Raw genomic sequence first — 23,271 nt, forward strand, 5'->3', positions numbered from 1 at the left:
AGGCCGTCGCGGATGGGGTCGACTATCTGCGCCGGACCCAGCTCGCGGAGGGGTCTTGGTATGGCCGCTGGGGGCTCAACTACATCTACGGAACCTGGTCGGTAATGTGCGCGCTCAATGCCGCAGGCGTCGACCATCAGGATCCCGCGATGCGCAAGGCGGTGGACTGGCTGGTGTCGATCCAGAACGCGGATGGCGGCTGGGGGGAGGATGCCACCAGCTACCGACTCGACTATAAGGGATTCGAGCTTGCGCCCAGCACCGCCTCTCAAACGGCATGGGCCTTGCTAGGTTTGATGGCGGCGGGCGAGGTGGGGAACCCGGCGGTCGCACGAGGGGTGGAGTACCTAAAAGGCACACAGACCGAAAAAGGCTTGTGGGACGAGCAGCGCTACACGGCTACGGGCTTTCCGCGGGTGTTCTATTTGCGTTATCATGGCTACTCGAAGTTCTTTCCGCTCTGGGCGCTGGCGCGGTATCGAAATTTGAGAAGTACCAACAGCAGGGTGGTAGGGGTCGGAATGTGAATTTGGGGGCGGGGGCCACCGTGACCGTGGATAATCCAATTGATCCTCGGCCGGTTTTGATAGTCACGGGTTTGGTGCAGGAGGCCCGCATCGCGGCCGGGCCCGGCATGATCGTGATCTGCAGCAGCAGCGATCCCAACCAGTTGCGGGCGCTGCTCGCGACGCTGGATTCAACCACATTCAGGGGCGTAATCAGCTTCGGCGTCGCCGGCGGGCTCGATCCCACCTTGAAATCAGGCGATGTCGTGGTGGCGACCGAGGTCCTGGCCGGCGACACCCGCTGGCTGGCCGGCTCAGCCCTGAACGAGGAAATGATCGCCAGCGTCGCGCTGCGGCGCCGGCGGGTGGTCAGGGGCGGTCTTGCGGGGGTGGAGCAGGTGGTCGCCGGTATGTCCTGCAAGGCAGCACTACGCTCGGAGACCGGGGCTGCCGCCGTCGACATGGAGAGCCATATCGCCGCCGCCTACGCCGCCGAGGCCGGCCTGCCGTTCGCGGCCCTGCGCGTGATCAGCGATCCCGCCAGCCGGGCGCTTCCGGCGCTGGCGATGTCCGCGATCAAGCCGAACGGCGATATCGATTTGCGCAAGGTGCTGCGTGGCGTCGCGCGCAACCCGACGACGCTGCGCGCACTGGTCTCGACCGGGATCGATTTCAACCGCGCGCTGCGCAGCCTGCGCGGTTGCCGAGGTTTTCTACTGGGCAGCGAAGGCCTCGTCGCGGCGGAAATCTGAACCGGTACCCCCTCCGCTCGAAAACGCTATAAAAACGAAGATGGGGCGCGATCGGTATCGCGCCCCATCTTGCTTGTTGTCCGCGGTCGATTTAGGCGGCGGTTGATGCCTTTTGCTGCTGCTTGGCGGCAGCGGCGGCCGCCTCGTCGCGGCGGATATCCGATAGGCGCTTCTGCACCTCCGCCGAGAAGATGTACTGCGCCGGGCGCTGGTTATCGAGACTGATCTCGGGCGCCATCGGACCTGTCGTCCTGATGCCGCGAAGTGCTACCCACATCGCCTTCAGCGGATTGCTGAGCGCGGCGTTGGCGGCGGTCGGCTCGTAGCCGCAATGCGCCATGCAGTCGGCGCACTTCTCGTATTTGCCGGTGCCGTAGGTTTCCCAGTCGGTGGTTTCCATCAATTCCTTGAAGGTCTTGGTGTAGCCCTCGCCGAGCAGATAGCAGGGTTTTTGCCAGCCGAAGATGTTGCGGGCGGGCATGCCCCAGGGCGTGCATTCGTATTCCTGGTTGCCGGCGAGGAAGTCGAGGAACAGACCGGAGTGCATGAAGTTCCACTTCTTGCCCTTGCCGAGCGCGAACACGTCGCGGAACAGTTTTTTGGTCTTGGTGCGGTTGAGGAAGTGCTCCTGATCCGGCGCGCGCTCATAGGCGTAGCCCGGCGACATCGAGACGCCGACACCGAGCTCGACCGTGTAGTCGAGGAACTTGGCGATATCCTCGGCGGCGTGGCCGTCAAAGATCGTGGCGTTGACGTTGACGGCGAAGCCCTTGGCCTTGGCAGCCTTGATCGCGGAGATGGCGCGGTCGAACACGCCTTCCTGCGACACGGCCTTGTCGTGGTGTTCCTTGAGGCCGTCGAGATGCACCGAGAAGAACAGGTAAGGCGACGGGGTGAACAGGTCGAGCTTCTTCTCCAGCAACAGCGCGTTGGTGCAGAGCGAGACGAACTTCTTGCGCTCGACCAGGCCGCGGACGATTTCACCGATCTCCTTGTGGATCAGCGGCTCGCCGCCGGGGATCGCGACCATCGGCGCGCCGCACTCGTCGGCGGCGTCCCAGCACTCCTGCGCCGACATGCGGCGGTTCAGGATGGCATTCGGGTAATCGATCTTGCCGCAACCGACGCAGGCCAGGTTGCAGCGAAACAGCGGCTCCAGCATGAGCACCAGCGGATAACGTTTCCGGCCGAGCATCTTCTGCTTCAGCAGGTATCCGCCGATTTTCATTTCTTTGAAGAACGGAATTGCCATTTCTAGTTTCTCTCTGCGCACACGTCGTGGAAAGTGGGGTCTCGAAAAGTCTGTCTCGAAAGGCCGGTCTCGGGTCAAACTGCCGTCAGTTCGGATGGTAGCCTGAATTCAATATTCTCTTCGCGTCCTGGCAATACCGATACCGCAACTGGCCCGATCCGCCGTAAAGCTTCAATCACATCATCTACGAGCACTTCTGGCGCCGATGCGCCAGCCGTGACCCCTATGGTCCGTGCGTCCTTCAACCATTCCGGATTGAGCTCGCTACCGTCCGCGATCAGGTAACTCGCGACCCCGGCCTCAATTCCGATCTCCCGCAACCGGTTGGAGTTCGAACTGTTGTCCGCCCCCACGACCAGGATTACATCCACGAGCTTCGAGAGGTCTCTTACCGCAGATTGGCGGTTTTGTGTCGCATAGCAGATATCCCGGACGTCCGGACCCTCAATATCGTTAAATTGCTGCTTCAATGCAGCAATTATGTCACGTGTGTCATCCACGCTCAGGGTGGTTTGGGTGATATAGGCCACCGGGGTGTCCCGCGGCAGGGGCAATGCGGTGACATCAGCCACGCTCTGGACGATCAGCACGGGACCGGAAACCTGCCCCATGGTACCAATTACCTCCGGATGGCCGGCGTGGCCGATCAGGATCAGGGTGCGACCTGTATTCATATACCTCTTGCCCTGATTATGGACCTTGGTCACCAGCGGGCAGGTGGCATCGAGGACCGGCAGCCGGCGCCGGGCGGCCTCGTCCTCGACGCTGCGGGCCACGCCGTGGGCACTGAACACCGTGATGGCGCCGGACGGCACTTCGTCGAGTTCCTCGACGAAGATCGCGCCCTTTTCCTTCAGGCTTTCGACGACGAATTTGTTATGGACGATCTCGTGCCGGACATAGACCGGCGCGCCGTGCTTCTTGAGGGCGCGCTCAACGATCTCGATGGCGCGGACTACGCCTGCGCAAAAGCCGCGTGGCTGTGCCATAACCACGTCCAGGGGGCGATGATCAAACACGTTGCACCAGGCTCATGTCCAATTTCGTCGAATTGCTAAATCTGTACCATTTTCAGGGACATATCCAGCCCGGCCGGTAATTTGCGGCGCTTTCTGTGACATAAATAGCGCAGTGGAGGAGGTGGCCGGGATGGATTGCGGCATAGGGTATTCTTCGTCGGCGGCAAAGCTTGCGGCTTGGGCGAATTGGGCTAAACAAAGCCGGAAAACCTCACTGCTTCGTCACTTTACCGCCCCTGCGCCGAACGATAACAGGGGGCGAAGTGCCTCCGGGGGGGCGTTTCGCTGTTTTGACGTGCCGTCAAATAAACAGACATCAAACTAAATCGAACGGGATGCGAAACCCGTTGTTGTACTCCGCAGTGTTCGCAAGCTTCGTGGAACAGAAAGAAAAAGTGTGCTGACCAGTTTTGTTGTTTCCATTGTGAAGGCTTGCACCCGTTTCGCTGCGCTGACGGTGCTGATCTCGTTCATTCTTGCAGCCGGCGCGGGGTACTACACCTACGAACACTTCGGTATCAACACCGACATCAACAAGTTGATCTCGCCGGATCTGGACTGGCGCAAGCGTGATATTGCCTTCGACAAGGCGTTCGACCAGGAGCGGCTGATCATCACCGTGGTCGAGGCGCCGACGCCGGAATTCGCCAACGCCGCCACCGCCGCGCTGGAAAAGAAGCTGCTCGAAAACAAAAAGGAATTCGATTCGGTGCGCCGCCTTGGCGCTGGTGAGTTCTTCGAAAAGAACGGCCTGCTGTTCCTGCCGACCGCCGAGGTCGCCAAGATGACCGGCCAGTTTGAGTCCGCAGCACCGTTGCTCGAAATCATGGCCGGCGATCCCAGCCTGCGCGGCCTGACCGGCGCGCTCGAGACCGGTCTGACCGGCGTTCGCCGCGGTCAGCTCACGCTCGACGCCACCGCGCCGACCTTCAACACGATCGCGCAGACCGTCGAGGACGTGCTGAAGAACGGCACCTCCGAATTTTCCTGGCGTGGTCTCGCCAGCCCCGAGCCGCTGACCGCCGCTGACAAGCGCGGCTTCATCGAGGTCAAGCCGGTACTCGACTTCCAGGCCCTGGAACCCGGCAAGGCCGCGACCGACGCGATCCGCAAGGCTGCCGTCGATCTCGACATCGCCGGCAACTACGGCGCGCGGGTGCGGCTGACCGGCCCGGTGCCGATCGCCAATGAAGAATTCGCCACCGTGCAGGACGGCGTCGTCATCAACGGCATCATCACCGTGCTGATCGTGCTGCTGATCCTGTGGATGGCGCTGCGCTCGGCGAAGATCATCGTCGCTGTGTTCATCACGCTGTTCGTCGGCCTTGCGGTCACCACCGCCGTTGGCCTGATGATGGTCGGTTCGTTGAACCTGCTGTCGATCGCGTTCGCCGTGCTGTTCGTCGGCCTCGGCGTCGATTTCGGCATTCAGTTCAGCGTGCGCTACCGCTCCGAGCGCTACAAGAACAACGACCTGCCGCTGGCGCTGGAAAATGCCGCGAAATATTCGGCGATCCCGCTGTCGCTCGCCGCACTTGCCACGGCCGCCGGCTTCCTGTCGTTCCTGCCGACCGATTACGAGGGCGTCTCCGAACTCGGCAAGATCGCCGGCGCCGGAATGATGTTCGCGTTCTTCGCCAGCATCACGGTGCTTCCTGCGCTGCTCGATCTGTTCAATCCCGCCGGCGAAAAGGAACCGCTCGGCTACGCCTTCCTCGCGCCGCTCGACCACTTCCTGGAGGAGCAGCGTTACTGGGTGATCGGTGGCACGCTGCTGCTGACGATCGCCGGCCTGCCGCTGCTGTACTTCCTGAAATTCGATTTCAACCCGATCAACCTGCGCAACCCGAACGTTGAATCGATCGCGACCTATCTCGACCTGCGCAAGGATCCCAACACCGGCGCCAATGCCGTCAACGTGATGTCGCCGAACGAGGCTGCCGCCAAGAAGGTCGAGGAACGTCTCGCCAAGCTGCCGGAAGTCGCGCGCACGATTTCGCTCAACAGCTTCGTGCCGGAAGATCAGCCGGCCAAGCTGAAGCTGATCGGCGATGGCGCCAAGGTTCTGGAGCCGGCGCTCAACCCCGACTCGGTCGACAAGGCGCCGACCGATGACGAGAACGTCACCGCTTTGAAGGACTCCGCCGACAGCCTGCGCAAGATTGCAGGCGCCCAGACCGGTCCGGGCGCACTCGCTGCCAAGCGTCTGGCCGACGCACTGTCGAAGACCGCGGCGACCAATGAGGCGACGCGCAACAAGGTGCAGTCCACCTTTATCGTGCCGTTGCAACTGGCGCTGGCGCAGCTGCGCGGTCTGTTGCAGGCCGCTCCGGTGACGCTGGAAAACCTGCCACAGGATCTGGTGAAGTCATGGACGACGAAGGACGGTCAGGTTCGCGTCGAGGTGCAGCCGAGCGGCGACCCCAACGACAACGACACGCTTCGCAAGTTCGCTGCTGCCGTGCTGACCTCCGAGCCGCTTGCGGTCGGCGGGCCGATCTCGATCCTGAAGTCCGGGGACACCATCGTCACCGCCTTCATTCATGCCGGGATCTGGGCGCTGTTGTCGATCTCGCTGCTGCTGTGGCTGGCGCTCGGCCGTATCACTGACGTGTTGCTGACGGTGATCCCGTTGCTGGTGGCGGGTACGGTGACGCTGGAAATCTGCGTGCTGATCGGCCTGCCGCTGAACTTCGCCAACATCATTGCGCTGCCGCTGCTGCTCGGCGTCGGCGTGGCGTTCAAGATCTACTATGTGACGGCCTGGCGCGCCGGCTATACCAACCTGCTGCAATCGTCGCTGACGCGCGCGATCTTCTTCAGCGCGCTGACCACTGCCACCGCGTTCGGCAGCCTGTGGTTCTCGAACCATCCGGGCACCGCCAGCATGGGCAAGCTACTGGCACTGTCCTTCGTGGTGACGCTGGCTGCGGTGTTGCTGTTCCAGCCGGCTTTGATGGGCAAGCCGCGCGAAACCGGCGAATAGGCCGGTTCACGCGGCGCCGCCACGGCGGTCCCGGTTAGCGCGCGTGCGCGATCTCCGGGAGCAGGCAGATGTCGCCGATGTCGGCGATCTGCCCGGGCTGGACGGCCGCCGTCTTCTGACCGGCCACTGCTTTCGGTGCGGTGGCCACTGCCGGCGCAGGCGCTTTCGGTGCGGCCGTTGCGACGGGTGCAGCCGCCTTGGGGGCGCCGGCGACAGGGGCCGGAGCGGGCGCTGCCGTCATTTTCGCCGGAGCCGTGGTGGCAGCGGCGCCCTTCGGCGCGATGCCCTTGGCAAGGCTGTTGGTCGGGCTTGAGGGAATGGGCGGGCCTACGCGGGTCCAGGTCTGGCTGCCGCATAGCGGCCATACCAGACAGCCCTCGATTTCGAGTTCGTCCGGTCCCTTCGGGCGAATACTTGCGCTATACAGCTTGCCTGAATCTCTTGCGTCATAGACCTTGCCGTTCCACTCCTCGACCTTGGGCTTTTTCTTCATGTCAATGAGGGTCGCCATACCCAGCGTAGGCCTGGTTCGTTTGGACACGTCTGGATTGTTCTTGTCGACGCCGCCGGGCGTCTTTTCCCAGGAAACGGCTCCCCACATGCTGCCATTGCATTCGGCAACCCGGATATTAGCTACGCCGTCTTCGACCTGCCAATCGCCGGTTGGATCCATCGCAAAGGCGGGCGAAACTCCGACAGCAACAAAACCTGCCGTTAAAACCAGTCCCCAACAGGCAAGACTGCGCGTGGTAATGCGTGGGCGCTGCAACATGTTATGACCTATGCTTAAGTAGCGGTTTTCGACGATGGCAAATCGCCGCATTTAAGTTTTCTAGTTGACGTAATGGCCACCAACCGACGTAAGTATCTCATGTTATATCCCAATATAGACGTTTCCGAGATGTTTGTTGAACGCGAGGCGCAGCGTGGTGCGATGCATACGCGACACCTCAATGAACAGCTCGTGCGAGTCCTCAAGACGATCGGTTACGACGTTGGCTTCCAGCGCGGCACCGGCCAGTATCTGTTCGACCGCGACGGAGCCCGCTACCTTGATCTACTCAGCGGGTTTGGCGTTTTTGCGATTGGTCGTAACCATCCGGTATTGCGGAACGCGCTGAAAAGCGTGCTCGATGCCGACATGCCGAACCTGGTACAGATGGATGTTTCCACGCTCGCGGGTATTCTGGCGGAGAAGCTGCTGGAACATACGCCGTATCTCGACAAGGTGTTCTTCGCCAATTCGGGCGCGGAGACCGTCGAGGCGGCGATGAAGTTCGCGCGCAACGCCACCGGCCGCAACGAGATCCTGTATTGCGATCACGCCTATCACGGCCTGTCCTACGGCGCATTGTCGCTGACCGATGACGCGAATTTCCGCGGCGGTTTCGGATCGCTGCTGCCGGGCTGCTCCTCGGTTCCGTTCGACGATCTCGCGGCCCTCGAAAAAGCGCTGTCGTCACGTCAGGTCGCGGCCTTCATCGTCGAGCCGATCCAGGGCAAGGGCGTCAATATCCCCAGTGACGAGTTCCTGCCCGGCGCGCTGGCGCTGTGCCGCAAATACGGCACGCTGTTCATCGCTGATGAAATCCAGACGGGCCTCGGCCGCACCGGCAAGTTCCTGGCTGTCGAACACTGGAATGTCGAACCCGACATGGTGTTGCTGGCGAAGGCGCTGTCGGGCGGACATGTGCCGGTCGGAGCGTTGCTGACGCGCAAGAGCATTTTCGACAAGATATTCAACCGCATGGACCGCTCGCTGGTGCATGGCTCCACCTTCGGCAAGAACGATCTGGCGATGGCCGCTGGCATCGCGACGCTGGAAGTGATGAAGCATGAGAAACTGGTCGAGAACTCGGCCAAGCGCGGCGCGCAAATCCAGCTCGCGCTGAAGAGCATGATCCCCGGCTTCGAACTGCTGAAGGAAGTTCGTGGCAAGGGCTTGATGATCGGCATCGAGTTCGGGCCGCCGAAGTCGCTGCGCCTGAAGGCGTCGTGGAACATTCTGGAGTCGGCCAACAAGGGGCTGTTCTGCCAGTTGATCACGGTGCCGTTGTTCAAGGATCAGAAGATCCTGACCCAGGTGTCGGGCCACGGCAGCCACACTATCAAGCTGCTGCCGTCGCTGACGATCACCGAAGAAGACTGCACGTGGATCGAAAATTCGTTCCGTACCGTGATCGCCGACAGCCATCGCGTCCCCGGTGCGATCTGGTCGCTCGGCAAGACGCTGGTCGATAACGCGGTAAGGAAGTCGGCGTAACCTTCAGCCAGCCTGCATCGCGCTCTCGAACTTCTCGCCGAAGTCCGAGAGTTCCTCGATGGCAAGGTCGCTGACTGCCCAATAGTTCAAGCCGCGGTCGCTCCAGCGCCGGATATTGAATCCCTGGACGGTCCCGATGCCGGCGCTGTGTTGCCCGGCATTAGCGGCCTGTGCCACGAACAAATTGATCACGTGGGTGCGGCGGCGATAGACGAGAGCGCCGACGGCGTGTCCGTTGATCGTATCGAGCCGGCCGCCGATCAGGGTGAATCCCTGCGCCGTCAGATCGATCACCGGCGGCGCGACGTCGAGCCGGCCGTTGAACCACGGTTTGACGGTGTGCCGGTCGCTCGACAGTACGTCCGTGAGATGTCCGGCCTGCAGCGAGCGCAGATGCGCCGAGATCAATTCGGAAGCGATCCGTTGTTCGCCGTCATCGCGAAGTACGACGGCGAATATTCCGGTCGCGGCGATTGCCGAGACCACCGATCCCATCGCAAAACCCTTCAGCACGGCGCGCCGGTCAGAGACGCGCGGTCGTGGCAAGGCGGCCTCGATACGCTGGCGTAATTGCGGCGGCGCGGCGAAACGCAGCTCCGTGTCTGCCAGCATGTTTTTCATCTCGCGGGCGACGCGCAGCTCGGCCATGCAACGTGGACAGCCGGCAATATGCGCCTCAACCTCGCGCGCGTGGGCGGCGTCGAGCTCGTCGTCGAGCAGGGCGTGCAACAGGACTTCCGCCTCGTCGCAATTCATTTCGGTGTCTCCTCTTCCGCGAGCCAGGCGGCGCGCAGCAGGGCGCGGGCCCGCGCCAGACGGGACATCACGGTGCCGACGGGGGCATCGATGATCCCGGAAATCTCGCGATAGGACAGGTTGTGAACTTCACGCAGCACGATGGCTTCCCGGAACGGTTCAGCGAGAACTGCCACCAGGCGGCGGATGGTGCTGGCATCCAGTCGCCGCAGGAGCTGCGTCTCGGGTGTCTCCGGGTCTTGGCGCCAGAGCGGCGTGGCATCGTCGCGTTCATCCAGCGCATCGTCGGCCGTGATCGGTGCGTCGGCTCGACGCGCGAATTCTGCGCGGCATACGTTGCGCAGGATCGCCAGCAGCCAGGGTTTGATCGCGGGCCCGCGAAAACTGTCGAAGTGTTTCAGCGCGCGCAGATAGCATTCCTGCACGGCGTCTTCCGCGGCTTCGGCGTCGCGCATCAGATAGCGCGCCAGCGTGTAGACATCGTCGAGACACGGCAGCGCCGCCTCGCGAAACCGCCGCGTCCTGTCCGGATCGTTCGCTGGCGTCTGCACCGGTTCCGCCTTTTCCGCCACGGATGTCCGGCCGGCGACAAACCACCTTCCGGACATTGCTGTGATGCCTTGCTTTCGGTCGCTACTCAACCGTGATTGTCCCGGTCATGTGCGGATGTAGCGAGCAAAAATACGTGTAGTCGCCCGCGGTCGTAAAGGTGAAGGAGTAGCTGTCGTCGGTGTCGAGCGCCTTCGATTTGAATTTTCCCGCCGAGACGATCGCATGCGGAATGTCGTCGCGGTTCTTCCAGGTCACGGTGCTACCGGCTTTCACGGTCAGCCGTGCCGGCTCGAAGGTGAAGTTGTCGATCGTCACCGTAGCGTCCTCGCAGTGCGCGGATGTCATTTGGAAGGCCATGATCGCGGCGGCGGCGCTGCGGATGGCAAGGCTGCACAGGGTTGCAAAGGTCATGGGTCGGTCCTAGCCCTGCAGTGGCGTGTCGATGATCGCCAGCCGCTCGTCGCCCGGCTTGAAGATCACGTGGGTTACGCCGAGCAGTCCACGCAGCCTGTCGTCCGCCACTTTCATCGGGCCGGGCGAGGGGGCTGTCCCCGGCGCGGGTTGCGGGAACGCCGTCGAACGTGCCGTGTGGAACGTGACGTTGCCTTCGACCTTCTGCATGACCTGATGGATGTGACCATTCAGGACCGTGACCGATCCGAAGCCCTTGAGCTGGTCCAGTGCCCGCGCGCCGTCTTCGGTGCCCCAGCCCCAGCTTGGATATACCGACCACAGCGGGATATGCGCGAACACCACGATCGGCATTGATTTCGATCGGCCGCGCAGATCGTCTTCGAGCCACGCGAGCTGCTCCGCACCGAGATTTCCGAGTCCTCCGGCCTTGAGATCAACGACGTTCACCAGGCCGATGAAATGCACGCCGCTGGCGTCGAATGAATACCAGCCGGCGCCCTTGGCACCGCGGCCGTAGCGTTCCCGGTAGAACTTGACCTCTTCGTCCAGGAAGTCGTGTTCGCCGGGCACGTAGTGCACGTCGAGCTTGGCCTGCGAGATAATGCGGTCAGCGTCGTCGAATTCCGAGGCCTTCGACAGATGGCTGATGTCGCCGGTGTGGATCATGAAAGACGGCTTGGCCGGCATAAGTTTGATCTTGCCGATGGCCTCTTCCAGTGTGCCCAGCGCATTGGGATTGGCGGCCTTGTCGAAGCCGACATGGCTGTCGCTGATCTGCAGGAAGGTAAGGCCTGAAGGCTCTGCGGCTTGCGCCGAATCGACCAGGCCGAGCGAGCGCGGCACGCCTCCGGAAATCGTCCAGAGCACGCCGGTGCCGGCCCACGTCATGCATTCCAGTACCTTGCGGCGGCTGATGCGGGGATCGTCGTCATGATGGTCGTGGTCGAATGCGCTCATGGCCAGTCTCCATGCGCCCTGGATTGGGCGACGGGGACTGGATCGGGCGGCGCGGGTGTTTATTCCCGGGATTTCGGCGTTATCGCGAATCCGTGATGATCATCGCCGCACCCTTTTCTGCGATCATCGCGGTCGGCGTGTTGGTATTGCCCGAGGTGATCGTCGGCATCACCGAGGCGTCGACGACGCGCAGGCCGGCAATGCCATAGAACCGCAACCGTTCATCGACCACCGCCATCGGATCCGACGCCGTGCCCATCTTGGCGGTGCCGACCGGGTGGAAGATCGTGGTGCCGATATCGCCCGCGGCCTTCGCCAGCGATTCCGCGTCGTCGCCGACCGACGGTCCCGGCAGATATTCTTCCGGATGATACTTGGCCAAGGCCTTCTGCTGCATCAGCCGCCGCGTGGTGCGGATCGCATCGGCTGCGACCTGCCGGTCCTCGTCGGTCGACAAATAATGCGGCGCGATCGAGGGGGCTTCATCGGGCTTGCCGGAGCGCGCGCGCACTGTGCCGCGCGAGGTCGGCTGCAGATTGCAGGCGCTGACGGTGACCGCCGGAAAGCGATGCAAGGGATCCCCGAACTTGTCGAGCGAAAGGGGCTGGACGTGAAACTGGATATTGGCGCGCTCGTGATGCGGGTCCGAGCGCGTGAAGATGCCAAGCTGCGAAGGAGCCATCGTCAGTGGACCGCGACGGCGGAACGCGTAGTCGAGCCCCATAAGCCCACGTCGCAGCAATGAATAATACGTCTCGTTCAGCGTGCGGACGCCGGATACTTTGTAGATGGCCCGCTGCTGCAGATGGTCTTGCAGGTTGCGGCCGACGCCCGGCCGGTCCAGCGCGACGTCGATGCCGGCCTCTGCCAGCCAATCCGCGGGACCGATGCCGGAGCGTTGCAGCAGATGCGGCGAACCGATCGCGCCGGCGCACAGGATCACCTCGCCTTTGGTGCGGGCTTCCATCACCTCACCATCGCGCATGAAGCGCACGCCGACCGCGCGGCCATTCTCGATGATCAGCCGATCGACCATAACCTTGGTCTCCAGGCGCAGGTTCGGCCGTTTCAGCACTGGCTTCAGAAAGCCGCGCGCCGACGACCAGCGCCGGCCACGCTTCTGGTTGACGTGGAAATAGCCAATGCCTTCATTGTCGCCGGTGTTGAAATCGTCGGTACGGCGAATCCCCATCTCGGCCGCGGCATCGCCGATCGCGTCGAGCACCCGCCATGACAGCCGGGGCGCCTCGATGCGCCAGCCGCCGCCGGTTCCGTGGTGTTCGCTTTCGCCGAGGAAATGATCTTCGAGTTTGCGGAACGCCGGCAGCACGTCGTCCCAGCCCCAGCCGGCGAGGCCGAGCTGGCGCCAGTGATCGTAATCGGCGGCCTGGCCGCGCATCGAGATCATCGCATTGATCGCTGAGGAGCCGCCGATCACCTTGCCGCGCGGATAGGCCAGCGCGCGGCCGTTGAGGCCGGGCTCCGGCTCGGTGCGGAACATCCAGTCGGAGCGCGGATTGCCGATCGCGAACAGGTAGCCGACCGGGATGTGAAACCAGATCCAGTTGTCGTTGCCGCCAGCTTCGAGAATCAGAACGCGCTTGGCGGGATCGGCCGACAGCCGATTGGCGACGATGCAGCCGGCCGTGCCGGCCCCAACGACGATATAGTCGAAACTTCCCTCAAGCCGTGTTGCCATGTCGTCCTGCCCCCACCCCGTCGCGGTCTCAACGCCGCGCCGAAGGCCATAACCCCGCCGCGGCCGTCTGTACAGCCGCCGGGTTGGGCGGCTGGCACGCGTCGTGCTAGACATCAGGTACATTCATTCGCTGATCGAGATCGTTCATGCCCATCATCAACCGCGTCGCCGAACTGCAGCCGGCCATTCAGGCCTGGCGCCGGGACCTCCACTCCCATCCGGAAGTGATGTACGACGTGCACCGTACCGCAGCCTTCGTCGCTGAACGGCTGCGCGCCTTCGGGTGCGACGAGGTCGTCAGCGGCCTCGGCCAGACCGGCGTGGTCGGCGTCATCAAGGGCCGCCAACCCGGCGGCGTGATCGGGCTGCGGGCCGACATGGACGCGCTGCCAATCGACGAAGAGACCAACCTGGAGTATGCCTCGAAGACCCCCGGCAAGATGCACGCCTGCGGTCATGACGGCCACACCGCGATGCTGCTGGGGGCCGCGCAATATCTTGCCGAGACCCGCAATTTCGCCGGCTCTGCCGTGGTGATCTTCCAGCCGGCGGAAGAGGGCGGGGCGGGCGCGCTGGCGATGATCAAGGACGGTCTGATGGACCGTTTCGGCATCCAGCAGGTCTACGGCATGCACAACGGGCCGGGCATGCCGGTCGGCTCGTTTTCGATGCGGCCGGGCGCGATCATGGCGGCGACCGAACACATTACAATCCGCATCGAAGGCGTCGGCGGCCACGCGGCCTATCCGCACCTGACCATCGATCCCGTGCTGGTCGGCGCCCAGCTCATTACCGCACTGCAAGGCATCGTCGCGCGCAACGTCGATCCGCTGCAATCCGCCGTGATCTCGATCTGCGCCTTCCACGCCGGCAGCGCACACAACGTCATCCCGCATTTCGCCGAGTTGAAGGGCACCGCGCGGTCGCTCCATGCCGATGTGCGCGACCTCCTGGAAAAGCGAATTCGCGAGGTGGTTGCCGGCGTGGCGCTGCAAACCGGTGCCCGGATCAAGCTCGACTATGAGCGCAGCTATCCGGTCGTGATGAACCATCCGGCGCAGACCGAGATCGCGGCGCAAGTCGCTAGCGAGGTGGCCGGCGCGGAGAATGTCGATACCGACATGGTTCCGATCATGGGCGCGGAGGACTTCTCCTACATGCTGGAAGCGCGTCCCGGCGCCTTCATCTTCATCGGCAACGGCGACAGTGCAGGTCTGCATCACCCCGCCTACAACTTCAACGACGACGCGATCGTGTTCGGGACGTCGTATTGGGTGAGACTGGTGGAGACCACGCTGGCGGCGTGATCTGCATGTTGCCGGGCGCTGCCCATAAAATTTCCGGTTGCTATCACAGTGCCGGGAACAAGGTTTGCGACCTCACGTTGGAGCATGCGGGAACCATCCCGATCCCTTCAACGGAGTCTGTCATGGCAAAGGATAAAGACCTCAACGACCTGTTCCTCGATACGCTCAAGGACATTTACTTCGCCGAGAAGAAAATCCTGAAGGCGCTGCCGAAGATGGCCAAGGCCGCCACTTCGGACAAGCTGCGCGCCGCCTTCGAAAAGCATGAAGGCGAGACCGAAGGCCAGATCGAGCGTCTGGAACAGATTTTCGAAATCCTCGACGAGCCAGCCCGCGGCAAGACCTGCGATGCCATCTTGGGCATCCTCGACGAGGGCAAGGAAATCATGGACGAGTACAAGGGCACGTCCGCGCTCGACGCCGGCCTTCTGGCGGCAGCCCAGGCGGTGGAGCACTACGAAATCTCCCGCTACGGCACGCTGAAGACCTGGGCCTCCGAACTCGGTATGAAGGACGCGGTGCGCCTGCTGGATGAGACGCTGAAGCAGGAAAAGAAGACAGACGAGTCGCTGTCGGCGCTGGCGGTGAGTGCGGTTAACCTCGCGGCTGCGGCGTAACCAAAGTGACGAAGGCATCACTGGCGCAATTGCCGGTGATGCCTTCGGACTTTTCTACGAGTCGTCCCCGCGCAGGCGAGGAGGACTCGCTCGGAATTACTCCGCCGCTTCGGCGTAGTCTTCCATTGGCGGGCACGAGCACACCAGGTTGCGGTCGCCATAGACATTGTCGATGCGGCCGACCGGGCACCAGTATTTGTCGGATCGTGACGATCCCGCCGGGAAACAGCCTTCCGCGCGGCTGTAGGCGCGCTGCCAGTTGTCGTCGGCGATGTCGTGCACCGTGTGCGGCGCATGGCGCAGCGGCGAGGCTTCGACCTTCCAGCGGCCGCTTTCGATCTCGGCGATCTCGTGGCGGATCGAGATCATCGCATCGCAGAAACGGTCGATCTCGCTCTTCGATTCAGATTCGGTCGGCTCGATCATCAGCGTGCCGACCACCGGGAAGCTCATTGTCGGCGCGTGGAAACCGTAATCGATCAGCCGCTTGGCGATATCGTCCACCGTCACGCCCGCCGAGACTTTCAGCGCGCGCGGATCGATGATGCACTCATGCGCGACGCGGCCCTTGGCGTTCTTGTACAGCACCGGGAAATGCGGATCGAGCCGCCGGGCGATGTAGTTGGCGTTCAGGATCGCGATTTCAGTGGCGGTGGTCAGGCCCTGACCGCCCATCATCAGGATGTAGATGTAGGAGATCGTCAGGATCGACGCCGAGCCATAGGGCGCGGCCGACACCGGACCGACCGCGGCATGGCCCTCGGCCGCGGGATGGCCGGGGAGAAACGACGCCAGATGCGCCTTGACGCCGATCGGGCCCATGCCCGGTCCGCCGCCGCCATGCGGAATGCAGAACGTCTTGTGCAGGTTGAGATGGCTGACATCGGCGCCGTAGTCGCCGGGGCGTGACAGGCCGACCTGCGCATTCATGTTGGCGCCGTCGAGATAGACCTGGCCGCCATGCGCATGCACGATGTCGCAGATCTCGCGGATGTGTTCTTCGAACACGCCATGCGTCGAGGGATAGGTGATCATCACCGCCGCGAGATTCTTTGAATGCTTCTCTGCCTTGGCGCGCAGATCTTCGACATCCACGTCGCCGCGCTTGTCGCAAGCGACGACGACGACTTCCATGCCGACCATGCTGGCGGAGGCCGGGTTGGTGCCGTGGGCGGAGGATGGGATCAGGCAGATGGTGCGGTGGCTGTCGCCGCGCGCGGCGTGATAGCCGCGGATGGCGAGGAGCCCGGCATATTCGCCCTGCGCGCCGGAATTTGGCTGCAGCGATACCGCGTCATAGCCGGTGATGTCGCACAGCCACTTCTGCAGCGTCGCGAACAGCACGTGATAGCCGACGGCCTGGTCGTTCGGCACGAAGGGATGCAGGCTGCCGAAGCCCGGCCAGGTCAGCGGGACCATCTCGGTGGTGGCATTGAGCTTCATGGTGCAGGAGCCCAGTGGAATCATCGCGCGGTCGAGCGCGAGGTCACGATCACTGAGCTTGCGCATGTAGCGCAGCAACTCGGTCTCCGACCGATAGGCGTGAAACACCGGATTGGTGAGGAACGCTGTCTTGCGCGCGAGTACAGCCGGCAGGACGTCGCTGATGCCATGTGCGATCTCGGCATAGCCCAGCGTGCCGCCGAAGGCGCGCCACAGCGCCTCGATTGTGGCGTCGGTGGTAGTCTCGTCGAGCGCGATGCCGAGCACGCCGTCTGATATCCGCAGGTTGATCTTCTCGGCCAGCGCGCGGGCGACGATGCCGTCCTGCCGGTCGCCGACATTCACAGTGAGGGTATCGAAGAACGTCTCGCTGGTCGGGGCGAAGCCGAGTTTCTTAAGCCCGGCTGCCAGCACGCAGGCGCGGCGATGCGTGCTGCGCGCGATATGCGTCAGCCCTTCGGGGCCATGATAGACCGCATACATCGCAGCGATCACTGCCAGCAGCACCTGCGCGGTGCAGATGTTCGACGTCGCCTTTTCGCGGCGGATGTGTTGTTCGCGCGTCTGCAGCGCGAGGCGATAGGCCGGCTGCCCGCGCGAATCCACGGAGAGGCCGACGAGGCGGCCGGGCAGCGAACGCTTCAGCCCGCCACGCACCGCCATGTAAGCGGCGTGCGGGCCGCCGTAACCCATCGGCACGCCGAAGCGCTGCGCCGAACCGATTGCGATATCGGCGCCGAGTTCGCCGGGCGACGCCAGCAGCGTCAACGCCAAGAGATCCGCGGCGACAATCGCCAGCGCGCTCTTGGCTTTCAGTGCGGCAACGGCGGGGCGCAGGTCGCGCACCACGCCGGTGGTGCCGGGGTATTGCAGCAAAGCACCGAACACGTCGGCAGCGTCGAGATCGGTGAGCGGATCGCCGATCAGCAGTGTCCAGCCAAGCGGTTCGGCGCGGGTGCGCAGCACGGCCAGCGTCTGTGGATGCACTTCGCGGTCGACGAAGAAGGTCCTGCTCTTGGCGGAAGACGCACGCTCTGCCAGCGCCATCGCTTCGGCGGCGGCGGTCGCCTCATCGAGCAAGGATGCGTTGGCGACGTCGAGCCCGGTGAGGTCGCAGATCATGGTCTGGAAGTTGAACAGGGCTTCGAGCCGGCCCTGGCTGATTTCTGGCTGATACGGCGTGTACGCCGTGTACCAGGCAGGGTTTTCCAGGATATTGCGCTGGATCACCGCCGGCAGGATTGTGCCGGAATAGCCTTGGCCGATCAGCGACGTGAACACACGGTTTTGTGCCGCGAGTTCCGTCATATGCGCCAACGCTTCGGTCTCGGACATCGCGCGGCCGAGATCGAGCGGCTGCTGCTGCCGGATCGAGGCCGGCAACGTTTCGCCCATCAGCGCCGACAGCGAGGTCGCGCCGACGGTTTCCAGCATCGACGAGATGTCGGAGGGCGAGGGGCCGAGATGGCGGCGGACGAAATCGGTGGCGACGTCGGCGGAGGTCTTCGCGGTCATGAAAGAATCCTCAGGCGGTGTGGGTCTGGTAGGCGGCGGCGTCCATCAGTCCGTCGAGCTCGCTCTTGTCGGCGAGCTTGATCTTGAAGAACCAGGCCTTGCCGTCGGCGTCGGAATTGACCAGTGCCGGCTCTTCGGAGAGCGCCTTGTTCACTTCCAGAACTTCGCCTGATATCGGCGCGTAGACGTCGGAGGCGGCCTTCACCGATTCGACGACGGCGGCGGCTTCGGCCTTCTTGAGCTGGCGGCCGACCTTCGGCAGTTCAACGAACACGACGTCGCCGAGCTGCGACTGTGCGTAGTCGGTGATGCCGACGGTGACGACATCTCCGTCGATCTGCAGCCATTCATGGTCTTCGGTGTAAAGGATGGTCATCGGTGAATTCCTCAACGCTTGTAGCTGTGGGGGACGAAGGGCATGGGTGAGACGCGCATCGGCATGCGCTGGCCGCGCAGCTCGGCGAAAACAATCGTGCCGTCGGTGGCGTGCGCCGTCGGCAGGTAACCCATCGCAATCGGCGCGGCGGCACTGGGGCCGAAGCCGCCGGACGTGACGCTGCCGATCGATTCGGCAGAATCGGCGTCGGCGAACAACAGCACGCCCTCGCGGACAGGCGCGCGGCCTTCCGGCTGCAGCCCGATCCGCTTGCGCGGCGCGCCATTGGCGAATTGCGCGAGAATCGCATCAGCGCCGGGAAAGCCCCCGGCGCGGGCACCGTCGGTGCGCCGGCTCTTCTGGATTGACCAGTTCAGCCCGGCTTCGACCGGCGTGGTCGCGGTGTCGATGTCATGGCCATAGAGACACAGCCCGGCTTCGAGCCGCAGGCTGTCGCGGGCGCCAAGACCGATCGGCCAGACGCCGGCATCGAACAGCGCGGTCGCCAAGGCCTCGGCCTGATTGGAGGGCACGGAGATCTCGTAACCGTCCTCGCCGGTGTAGCCGGAGCGCGACACGAAGCAGGCGATGCCGTTCACTTGCTGCGGTCCGGCATCCATGAAGCGCATCAAGGGGGCCTCCGGGCAGAACGCTGCCAGGATCTCGGCGGCCTTCGGCCCCTGCAGCGCGATCAAAGCGCGGTCCGGCAGACTTTCGATGATGCAGTCTTCGGACAGGTGGGCGCGCAGATGTGCCTCGTCCTCGATCTTGCAGGCGGCATTCACCACCAGAAACAGGTGGTCGCCGAAATTCGCGACCATCAGATCGTCGAGAATGCCGCCTGCCTCATTGGTGAACTGGGCATAGCGCTGGCGGCCCGGCGGCAGCGACAGGATGTCCTGCGGCACCAGTCGCTCCAGCGCCAGAGCGGCGTCCTCGATTTTGCCGGACTTCGCGCGCAGCACGATCTGGCCCATATGCGAGACGTCGAACAGGCCGGCCCCGGTGCGGGTCTGGATATGCTCCTTGAGCACGCCGGTGGCGTATTGCACGGGCATGTCGTAGCCGGCGAACGGCACCATCTTGCCGCCCCGGGCGAGGTGAAGCGCGTGCAGGGGGGTCTTCAGAAGCTTGGGAGCAGTATCGCGATCGAGCATGCGGACGGGTCCTCGCGGTTTCCCGGGACCATCCCGACAAACCTGAAGCCCCATCTGTCGCTGTGCCTGAGAGTATTATCCCGTCGGCGGTCGCCCCGGCCCGTTCGGGCTCGGCGCGGCTCTTTCCAGATGTAACCAGTCACACGGTCCGTTTGCCTGAGAGTTTCCGGGGCGGTTGCTCCTTCGGCGCCGGCCTCGTTCATCAAAGAACCTGGCCGATCTCTCCCGACGTGACTTAACGGGCGGAGAAAACCACGCCGGCCCCGCCGCTGTCAACGCAGCCGCAGTATTCGTCCACGGCGCTGTGCTCGTGCGGCAAGCCCATGATCCGCCTAACTGAATGGCCTGCCGCGTTTCTGGACAGCGCCATCCCCCTTGTCTAAAAGCGTTCGGCTGGGAAATGACGTCCAGGAACACGGTTTGGACGATTTGAGTGCGATTGGGATTGATATGAGCGGCGTCAACGAGATCAGGTCGGCATTTCTGGATTACTTCGCGGCCAACGGCCACGAGATCGTTTCGTCGTCGCCTTTGGTGCCGCGCAACGATCCGACGCTGATGTTCACCAATGCCGGCATGGTGCAGTTCAAGAACGTCTTTACCGGTGTTGAGAAGCGGCCCTACCAGCGCGCCACCACCTCGCAGAAATGCGTGCGCGCAGGCGGTAAGCACAACGACCTCGATAATGTCGGCTACACCGCGCGCCATCACACCTTCTTCGAGATGCTCGGAAACTTCTCGTTCGGCGACTACTTCAAGGAACGCGCCATCGAGCTGGCGTGGAACCTGATTACCAAGGAATACGCTCTCCCCAAGGACCGCCTGCTGGTCACGGTGTATTCCGAGGACGACGAAGCGTTCGCGCTGTGGAAGAAAATCGGCCTGCCGGATTCCAGGATCATCCGGATCCCGACCTCCGACAATTTCTGGCAGATGGGCGACACCGGCCCGTGTGGTCCGTGTTCGGAAATCTTCTTCGACCACGGCGACAAGATTCCCGGCGGCCCTCCCGGTTCGCCCGATGAAGACGGCGACCGCTTCATCGAGATCTGGAATCTCGTTTTCATGCAGTTCGACCAGCTCGCGCCGGGCAACCGTATCACGCTGCCGAAGCCGTCGATCGACACCGGCATGGGGCTGGAGCGCATCGCCGCCGTGCTGCAGGGCAAGCACGACAATTACGACATCGACCTGTTTGTCGCGCTGATCCGCGCCATCGCAGACCTTACCGGCGCCGATCCGCAGGGCCCGATGAAGGCCTCGTTACGCGTCATCGCCGACCATCTGCGCGCGTCATCGTTCCTGATTGCCGACGGCGTGCTGCCGTCGAATGAAGGCCGCGGCTACGTGCTGCGCCGGATCATGCGCCGCGCGATGCGCCACGGTCAGTTGCTCGGCGCCAAGGAGCCGCTGATGTGGCGGCTGGTGTGGGCGCTGGTGCGCGAGATGGGCCAAGCCTATCCCGAACTGGTGCGCGCGGAAAAGACCATCGAGGAAACGCTGCGTCTCGAAGAGACGCGCTTCCGCAAGACGCTGGACCGCGGCCTCGGCATTCTTGACGACAAGAGCGCCACGCTGAAGCAGGGCGACATGTTCGATGGCGAGACAGCTTTCACGCTGTACGACACCTACGGATTCCCGCTCGATCTCACCCAGGACGCCCTGCGTAACCGTGGCATCTCGGTGGATATCGCATCCTTCACCGATGCGATGGAAAAGCAGAAGGCCAAGGCGCGCGCGGCATGGTCGGGCTCGGGCGACACCGCGACGGAGAATGTCTGGTTCGGCCTGCGCGAAAAGCTCGGTGCGACGGAATTTCTGGGCTACGAGACCGAGACCGTTGAAGGCGTGGTCGGCGCGCTGGTCAAGGACGGCGCGGAGGTCGCCGTGCTGAACGCCGGCGAAACTGGCGCGATCGTTTTCAACCAGACGCCGTTCTATGCGGAGTCCGGCGGCCAGGTCGGTGATCTCGGCGTGATCTCCGGCGACGGCGTCGTGTTCAAGGTGACCGACACCCAGAAGCGCGCCGGCGACCTGTTCGTGCATATCGGCACGGTCGAGCAGGGCACGTTGAAGCTCGGCGCAGCGATGGCGCTCAATGTCGATCACGGCCGGCGCTCGTCGATCCGCGCGCATCACTCCGCGACCCATCTGCTGCACGAGGCGCTGCGCCAGGTGCTCGGCGATCACATCGCGCAGCGCGGCTCATTGGTGGCGCCCGATCGCCTGCGCTTCGACTTCGTGCATCAGAAGCCGATCACGGCAGAAGAACTGCGCCGCATCGAGGACATCGCCAACGACGTCGTGCTGGAAAACGACGAAGTCACCACGCGATTGATGGGCGTCGATGAAGCTCGCGATGCCGGCGCACGTGCGCTGTTCGGCGAGAAGTACGGCGACGAGGTTCGCGTCGTGTCGATGGGCAAGACCGCCCGGGAGCACGGCAGCAATGCGCTCGGCTGGTCGGTCGAACTGTGCGGTGGCACCCATGTGCGCCGCACCGGCGACATCGGCCTGATCTCGGTCACCGGCGAGAGCGCAGTGTCCTCCGGCGTGCGCCGTATCGAAGCGCTGACCGGTAATCACGCCCGGCGTCATGCCAATGAGACGATGCTGCTGGCGAAGACCGCAGCCAATGAATTGCGCACCACGATCGACGACATGCCGGCGCGCATCGCCGCATTGATGGACGAGCGCAAGAAGCTTGAGCGCGAACTGTCCGAGGCGCGCAAGCGTTTGGCGATGGGCGGCGGTGCTGCTGCGGGAGCCGCTGCGGCCGGCCCGGTCGGCGTGCGCGAAGTCGCGGGCGTGAAATTGATGGCGCGCGCGGTGGAAGGCATCGAGATCAAGGATCTCAAGAGCCTCGTCGATCAGGGCAAGAAGGAACTCGTCTCCGGCGTGGTGGCGTTGATCGCGACCAGCGAGGACGGCAAGGCCAGCGTTGTGGTCGGCGTGACGCCGGATCTGGTGGCGCGCTTCTCGGCCGTCGATCTGGTGCGCAAGGCCGCCGAAGTGCTCGGCGGCAAGGGCGGCGGCGGCAAGCCCGACATGGCGCAGGCCGGCGGTCCGGATGGCAGCAAGGCGGACGCAGCGTTGGCTGCGATCATTGTGGCGATGGAAAAGTAAGGTCCATCGACACAGTTCCCGGTCTCTCAGCCGTCATTGCGAGTCGTGGGGGCGAGAGCGTAATCTGTGCCGATCTAGGGCGCGTACTCATGAATTTGGCTTATGTCCGCTTCATTCCGAAAGCCACGCAATTGCTGTGTAGCAGCGGAATGTCGCGAAGTGCCGGAACAGGATATTCCAACACCTAGACCACGGCCACGATGACGTGTGCCTGAATTTTGGCAGCAACCGCACCGTCGCCATGTCTGTCTGCAATCGCGGATGCGGCGTAGTCGGTTGCAGCTTCCAGTTTTCCCGCGTCTCTGGCCTCGATTTCGTTGCGAAGAAGAGTTCCCTGACAATAAGCAACGGCCGGAAGACGCGGTGAGGATGCACGGCTTTGTTCGGCTCTCGTCTCGATCACCACACGGGAGAAACCTGCGCCCTCCAGCTCGCTACGGATCAGTGCCGTATCGTGGTAGCCGTGCGGCGTGCGTGCCAGAAAGCGCGGCGGATCGTTCGGGAAAATCTTTGCGAGAGCATTCGTCACATCATCCGCAAATACATTCTCCTCGATGCGATCCCATACGTTGAA

At 63.3% G+C, this 23,271-nt stretch carries 18 protein-coding genes, 1 pseudogene and 1 riboswitch; of the genes and pseudogenes, 7 read left to right on the forward strand and 12 right to left on the reverse strand.

The features are described 5' to 3' along the window. Window positions 1–527, forward strand: a 527-nt coding sequence (locus tag JWQ24_RS01790; protein ID WP_299803605.1) for a prenyltransferase/squalene oxidase repeat-containing protein, incomplete at its 5' end; no start/stop codon positions are given. Window positions 528–547: 20 nt separating this feature from the next. After that, a complete protein-coding gene (locus tag JWQ24_RS01795) occupies window positions 548–1,258 on the forward strand; it encodes a phosphorylase (RefSeq protein ID WP_299803608.1) in 711 nt (236 codons plus the stop codon). A 91-nt stretch (window positions 1,259–1,349) separates the two neighbouring features. Here the strand turns inward: JWQ24_RS01795 and hpnH are convergent, their stop codons facing one another. Then, window positions 1,350–2,510: an adenosyl-hopene transferase HpnH gene (gene hpnH, locus JWQ24_RS01800; protein ID WP_299803611.1), complete on the reverse strand. Its 1,161-nt coding sequence runs from the start codon at window positions 2,508–2,510 to the stop codon at window positions 1,350–1,352. Between the two features lie 74 nt (window positions 2,511–2,584). After that, window positions 2,585–3,511, reverse strand: coding sequence for a 4-hydroxy-3-methylbut-2-enyl diphosphate reductase (ispH, locus tag JWQ24_RS01805; protein WP_299803639.1), 927 nt, complete (start codon window positions 3,509–3,511; stop codon window positions 2,585–2,587). Window positions 3,512–3,926: 415 nt separating this feature from the next. Here ispH and JWQ24_RS01810 point away from each other — a divergent pair, with 415 nt between their 5' ends. Beyond that, a complete protein-coding gene (locus JWQ24_RS01810; RefSeq protein WP_299803613.1) occupies window positions 3,927–6,515 on the forward strand; it encodes an MMPL family transporter in 2,589 nt (862 codons plus the stop codon). Window positions 6,516–6,549: 34 nt separating this feature from the next. Here the strand turns inward: JWQ24_RS01810 and JWQ24_RS01815 are convergent, their stop codons facing one another. Beyond that, window positions 6,550–7,287, reverse strand: a complete 738-nt coding sequence (locus JWQ24_RS01815; protein ID WP_299803642.1) for a DUF2147 domain-containing protein — start codon at window positions 7,285–7,287, stop codon at window positions 6,550–6,552. A 99-nt stretch (window positions 7,288–7,386) separates the two neighbouring features. On the opposite strand from JWQ24_RS01815, the gene hpnO reads away from it, so the two are divergent. After that, entirely contained in the window at window positions 7,387–8,778 is a 1,392-nt protein-coding gene (gene hpnO / locus JWQ24_RS01820) for an aminobacteriohopanetriol synthase HpnO (RefSeq protein WP_299803615.1), read from the forward strand. A 3-nt stretch (window positions 8,779–8,781) separates the two neighbouring features. On the opposite strand, the gene JWQ24_RS01825 is transcribed toward hpnO, so the two are convergent. The 5 genes from JWQ24_RS01825 to JWQ24_RS01845 all read right to left on the reverse strand — a co-directional run bounded on the left by JWQ24_RS01825 (window position 8,782) and on the right by JWQ24_RS01845 (window position 13,156). After that, window positions 8,782–9,534 carry an anti-sigma factor gene (locus JWQ24_RS01825; RefSeq protein ID WP_299803617.1) on the reverse strand — a complete coding sequence of 251 codons (753 nt, stop codon included), beginning with the start codon at window positions 9,532–9,534 and terminating at the stop codon, window positions 8,782–8,784. Next, window positions 9,531–10,085: a sigma-70 family RNA polymerase sigma factor gene (locus tag JWQ24_RS01830; RefSeq protein WP_299803645.1), complete on the reverse strand. Its 555-nt coding sequence runs from the start codon at window positions 10,083–10,085 to the stop codon at window positions 9,531–9,533. The genes JWQ24_RS01825 and JWQ24_RS01830 overlap by 4 nt, the downstream gene beginning before the upstream one ends. Window positions 10,086–10,167: 82 nt before the next feature. Beyond that, complete coding sequence (locus JWQ24_RS01835) at window positions 10,168–10,443, reverse strand: cupredoxin family copper-binding protein (RefSeq protein ID WP_299803648.1); 276 nt, start codon at window positions 10,441–10,443, stop codon at window positions 10,168–10,170. 63 nt (window positions 10,444–10,506) lie between these two features. After that, on the reverse strand, window positions 10,507–11,457 hold the full coding sequence (locus tag JWQ24_RS01840; protein ID WP_299803620.1) for a metallophosphoesterase: 951 nt from the start codon (window positions 11,455–11,457) through the stop codon (window positions 10,507–10,509). Window positions 11,458–11,536: 79 nt separating this feature from the next. After that, complete coding sequence (locus tag JWQ24_RS01845; protein ID WP_299803622.1) at window positions 11,537–13,156, reverse strand: GMC family oxidoreductase N-terminal domain-containing protein; 1,620 nt, start codon at window positions 13,154–13,156, stop codon at window positions 11,537–11,539. A gap of 146 nt (window positions 13,157–13,302) precedes the next feature. Here JWQ24_RS01845 and JWQ24_RS01850 point away from each other — a divergent pair, with 146 nt between their 5' ends. Both JWQ24_RS01850 and JWQ24_RS01855 read left to right on the forward strand, forming a co-directional pair. Further along, window positions 13,303–14,463, forward strand: a complete 1,161-nt coding sequence (locus tag JWQ24_RS01850) for a M20 aminoacylase family protein (protein WP_299803624.1) — start codon at window positions 13,303–13,305, stop codon at window positions 14,461–14,463. A gap of 122 nt (window positions 14,464–14,585) precedes the next feature. After that, a complete protein-coding gene (locus JWQ24_RS01855) occupies window positions 14,586–15,080 on the forward strand; it encodes a ferritin-like domain-containing protein (protein WP_299803626.1) in 495 nt (164 codons plus the stop codon). 96 nt (window positions 15,081–15,176) lie between these two features. On the opposite strand, the gene gcvP is transcribed toward JWQ24_RS01855, so the two are convergent. From gcvP to gcvT, 3 genes are read right to left on the reverse strand one after another with little or no spacing between them, the layout of a single operon-like run. Beyond that, window positions 15,177–18,038 carry an aminomethyl-transferring glycine dehydrogenase gene (gene gcvP / locus JWQ24_RS01860; protein ID WP_299803628.1) on the reverse strand — a complete coding sequence of 954 codons (2,862 nt, stop codon included), beginning with the start codon at window positions 18,036–18,038 and terminating at the stop codon, window positions 15,177–15,179. 10 nt (window positions 18,039–18,048) lie between these two features. Beyond that, window positions 18,049–18,414 (reverse strand): glycine cleavage system protein GcvH, encoded by a 366-nt coding sequence (gene gcvH / locus JWQ24_RS01865; RefSeq protein WP_299803631.1) that lies wholly within the window; start codon window positions 18,412–18,414, stop codon window positions 18,049–18,051. 11 nt (window positions 18,415–18,425) lie between these two features. Continuing rightward, complete coding sequence (gene gcvT / locus JWQ24_RS01870) at window positions 18,426–19,571, reverse strand: glycine cleavage system aminomethyltransferase GcvT (RefSeq protein ID WP_299803634.1); 1,146 nt, start codon at window positions 19,569–19,571, stop codon at window positions 18,426–18,428. Window positions 19,572–19,705: 134 nt separating this feature from the next. Next, window positions 19,706–19,810, reverse strand: a riboswitch (glycine riboswitch). A 211-nt stretch (window positions 19,811–20,021) separates the two neighbouring features. On the opposite strand from gcvT, the gene alaS reads away from it, so the two are divergent. Further along, window positions 20,022–22,697 (forward strand): alanine--tRNA ligase, encoded by a 2,676-nt coding sequence (gene alaS / locus JWQ24_RS01875; protein ID WP_299803636.1) that lies wholly within the window; start codon window positions 20,022–20,024, stop codon window positions 22,695–22,697. A 184-nt stretch (window positions 22,698–22,881) separates the two neighbouring features. On the opposite strand, the pseudogene JWQ24_RS01880 reads toward alaS, so the two are convergent. Continuing rightward, window positions 22,882–23,271 (reverse strand): annotated as a pseudogene (locus JWQ24_RS01880) (SAM-dependent methyltransferase); the annotation flags it as partial.

Source organism: Tardiphaga sp., assembly GCF_028290495.1.
GTDB lineage: Bacteria > Pseudomonadota > Alphaproteobacteria > Rhizobiales > Xanthobacteraceae > Tardiphaga.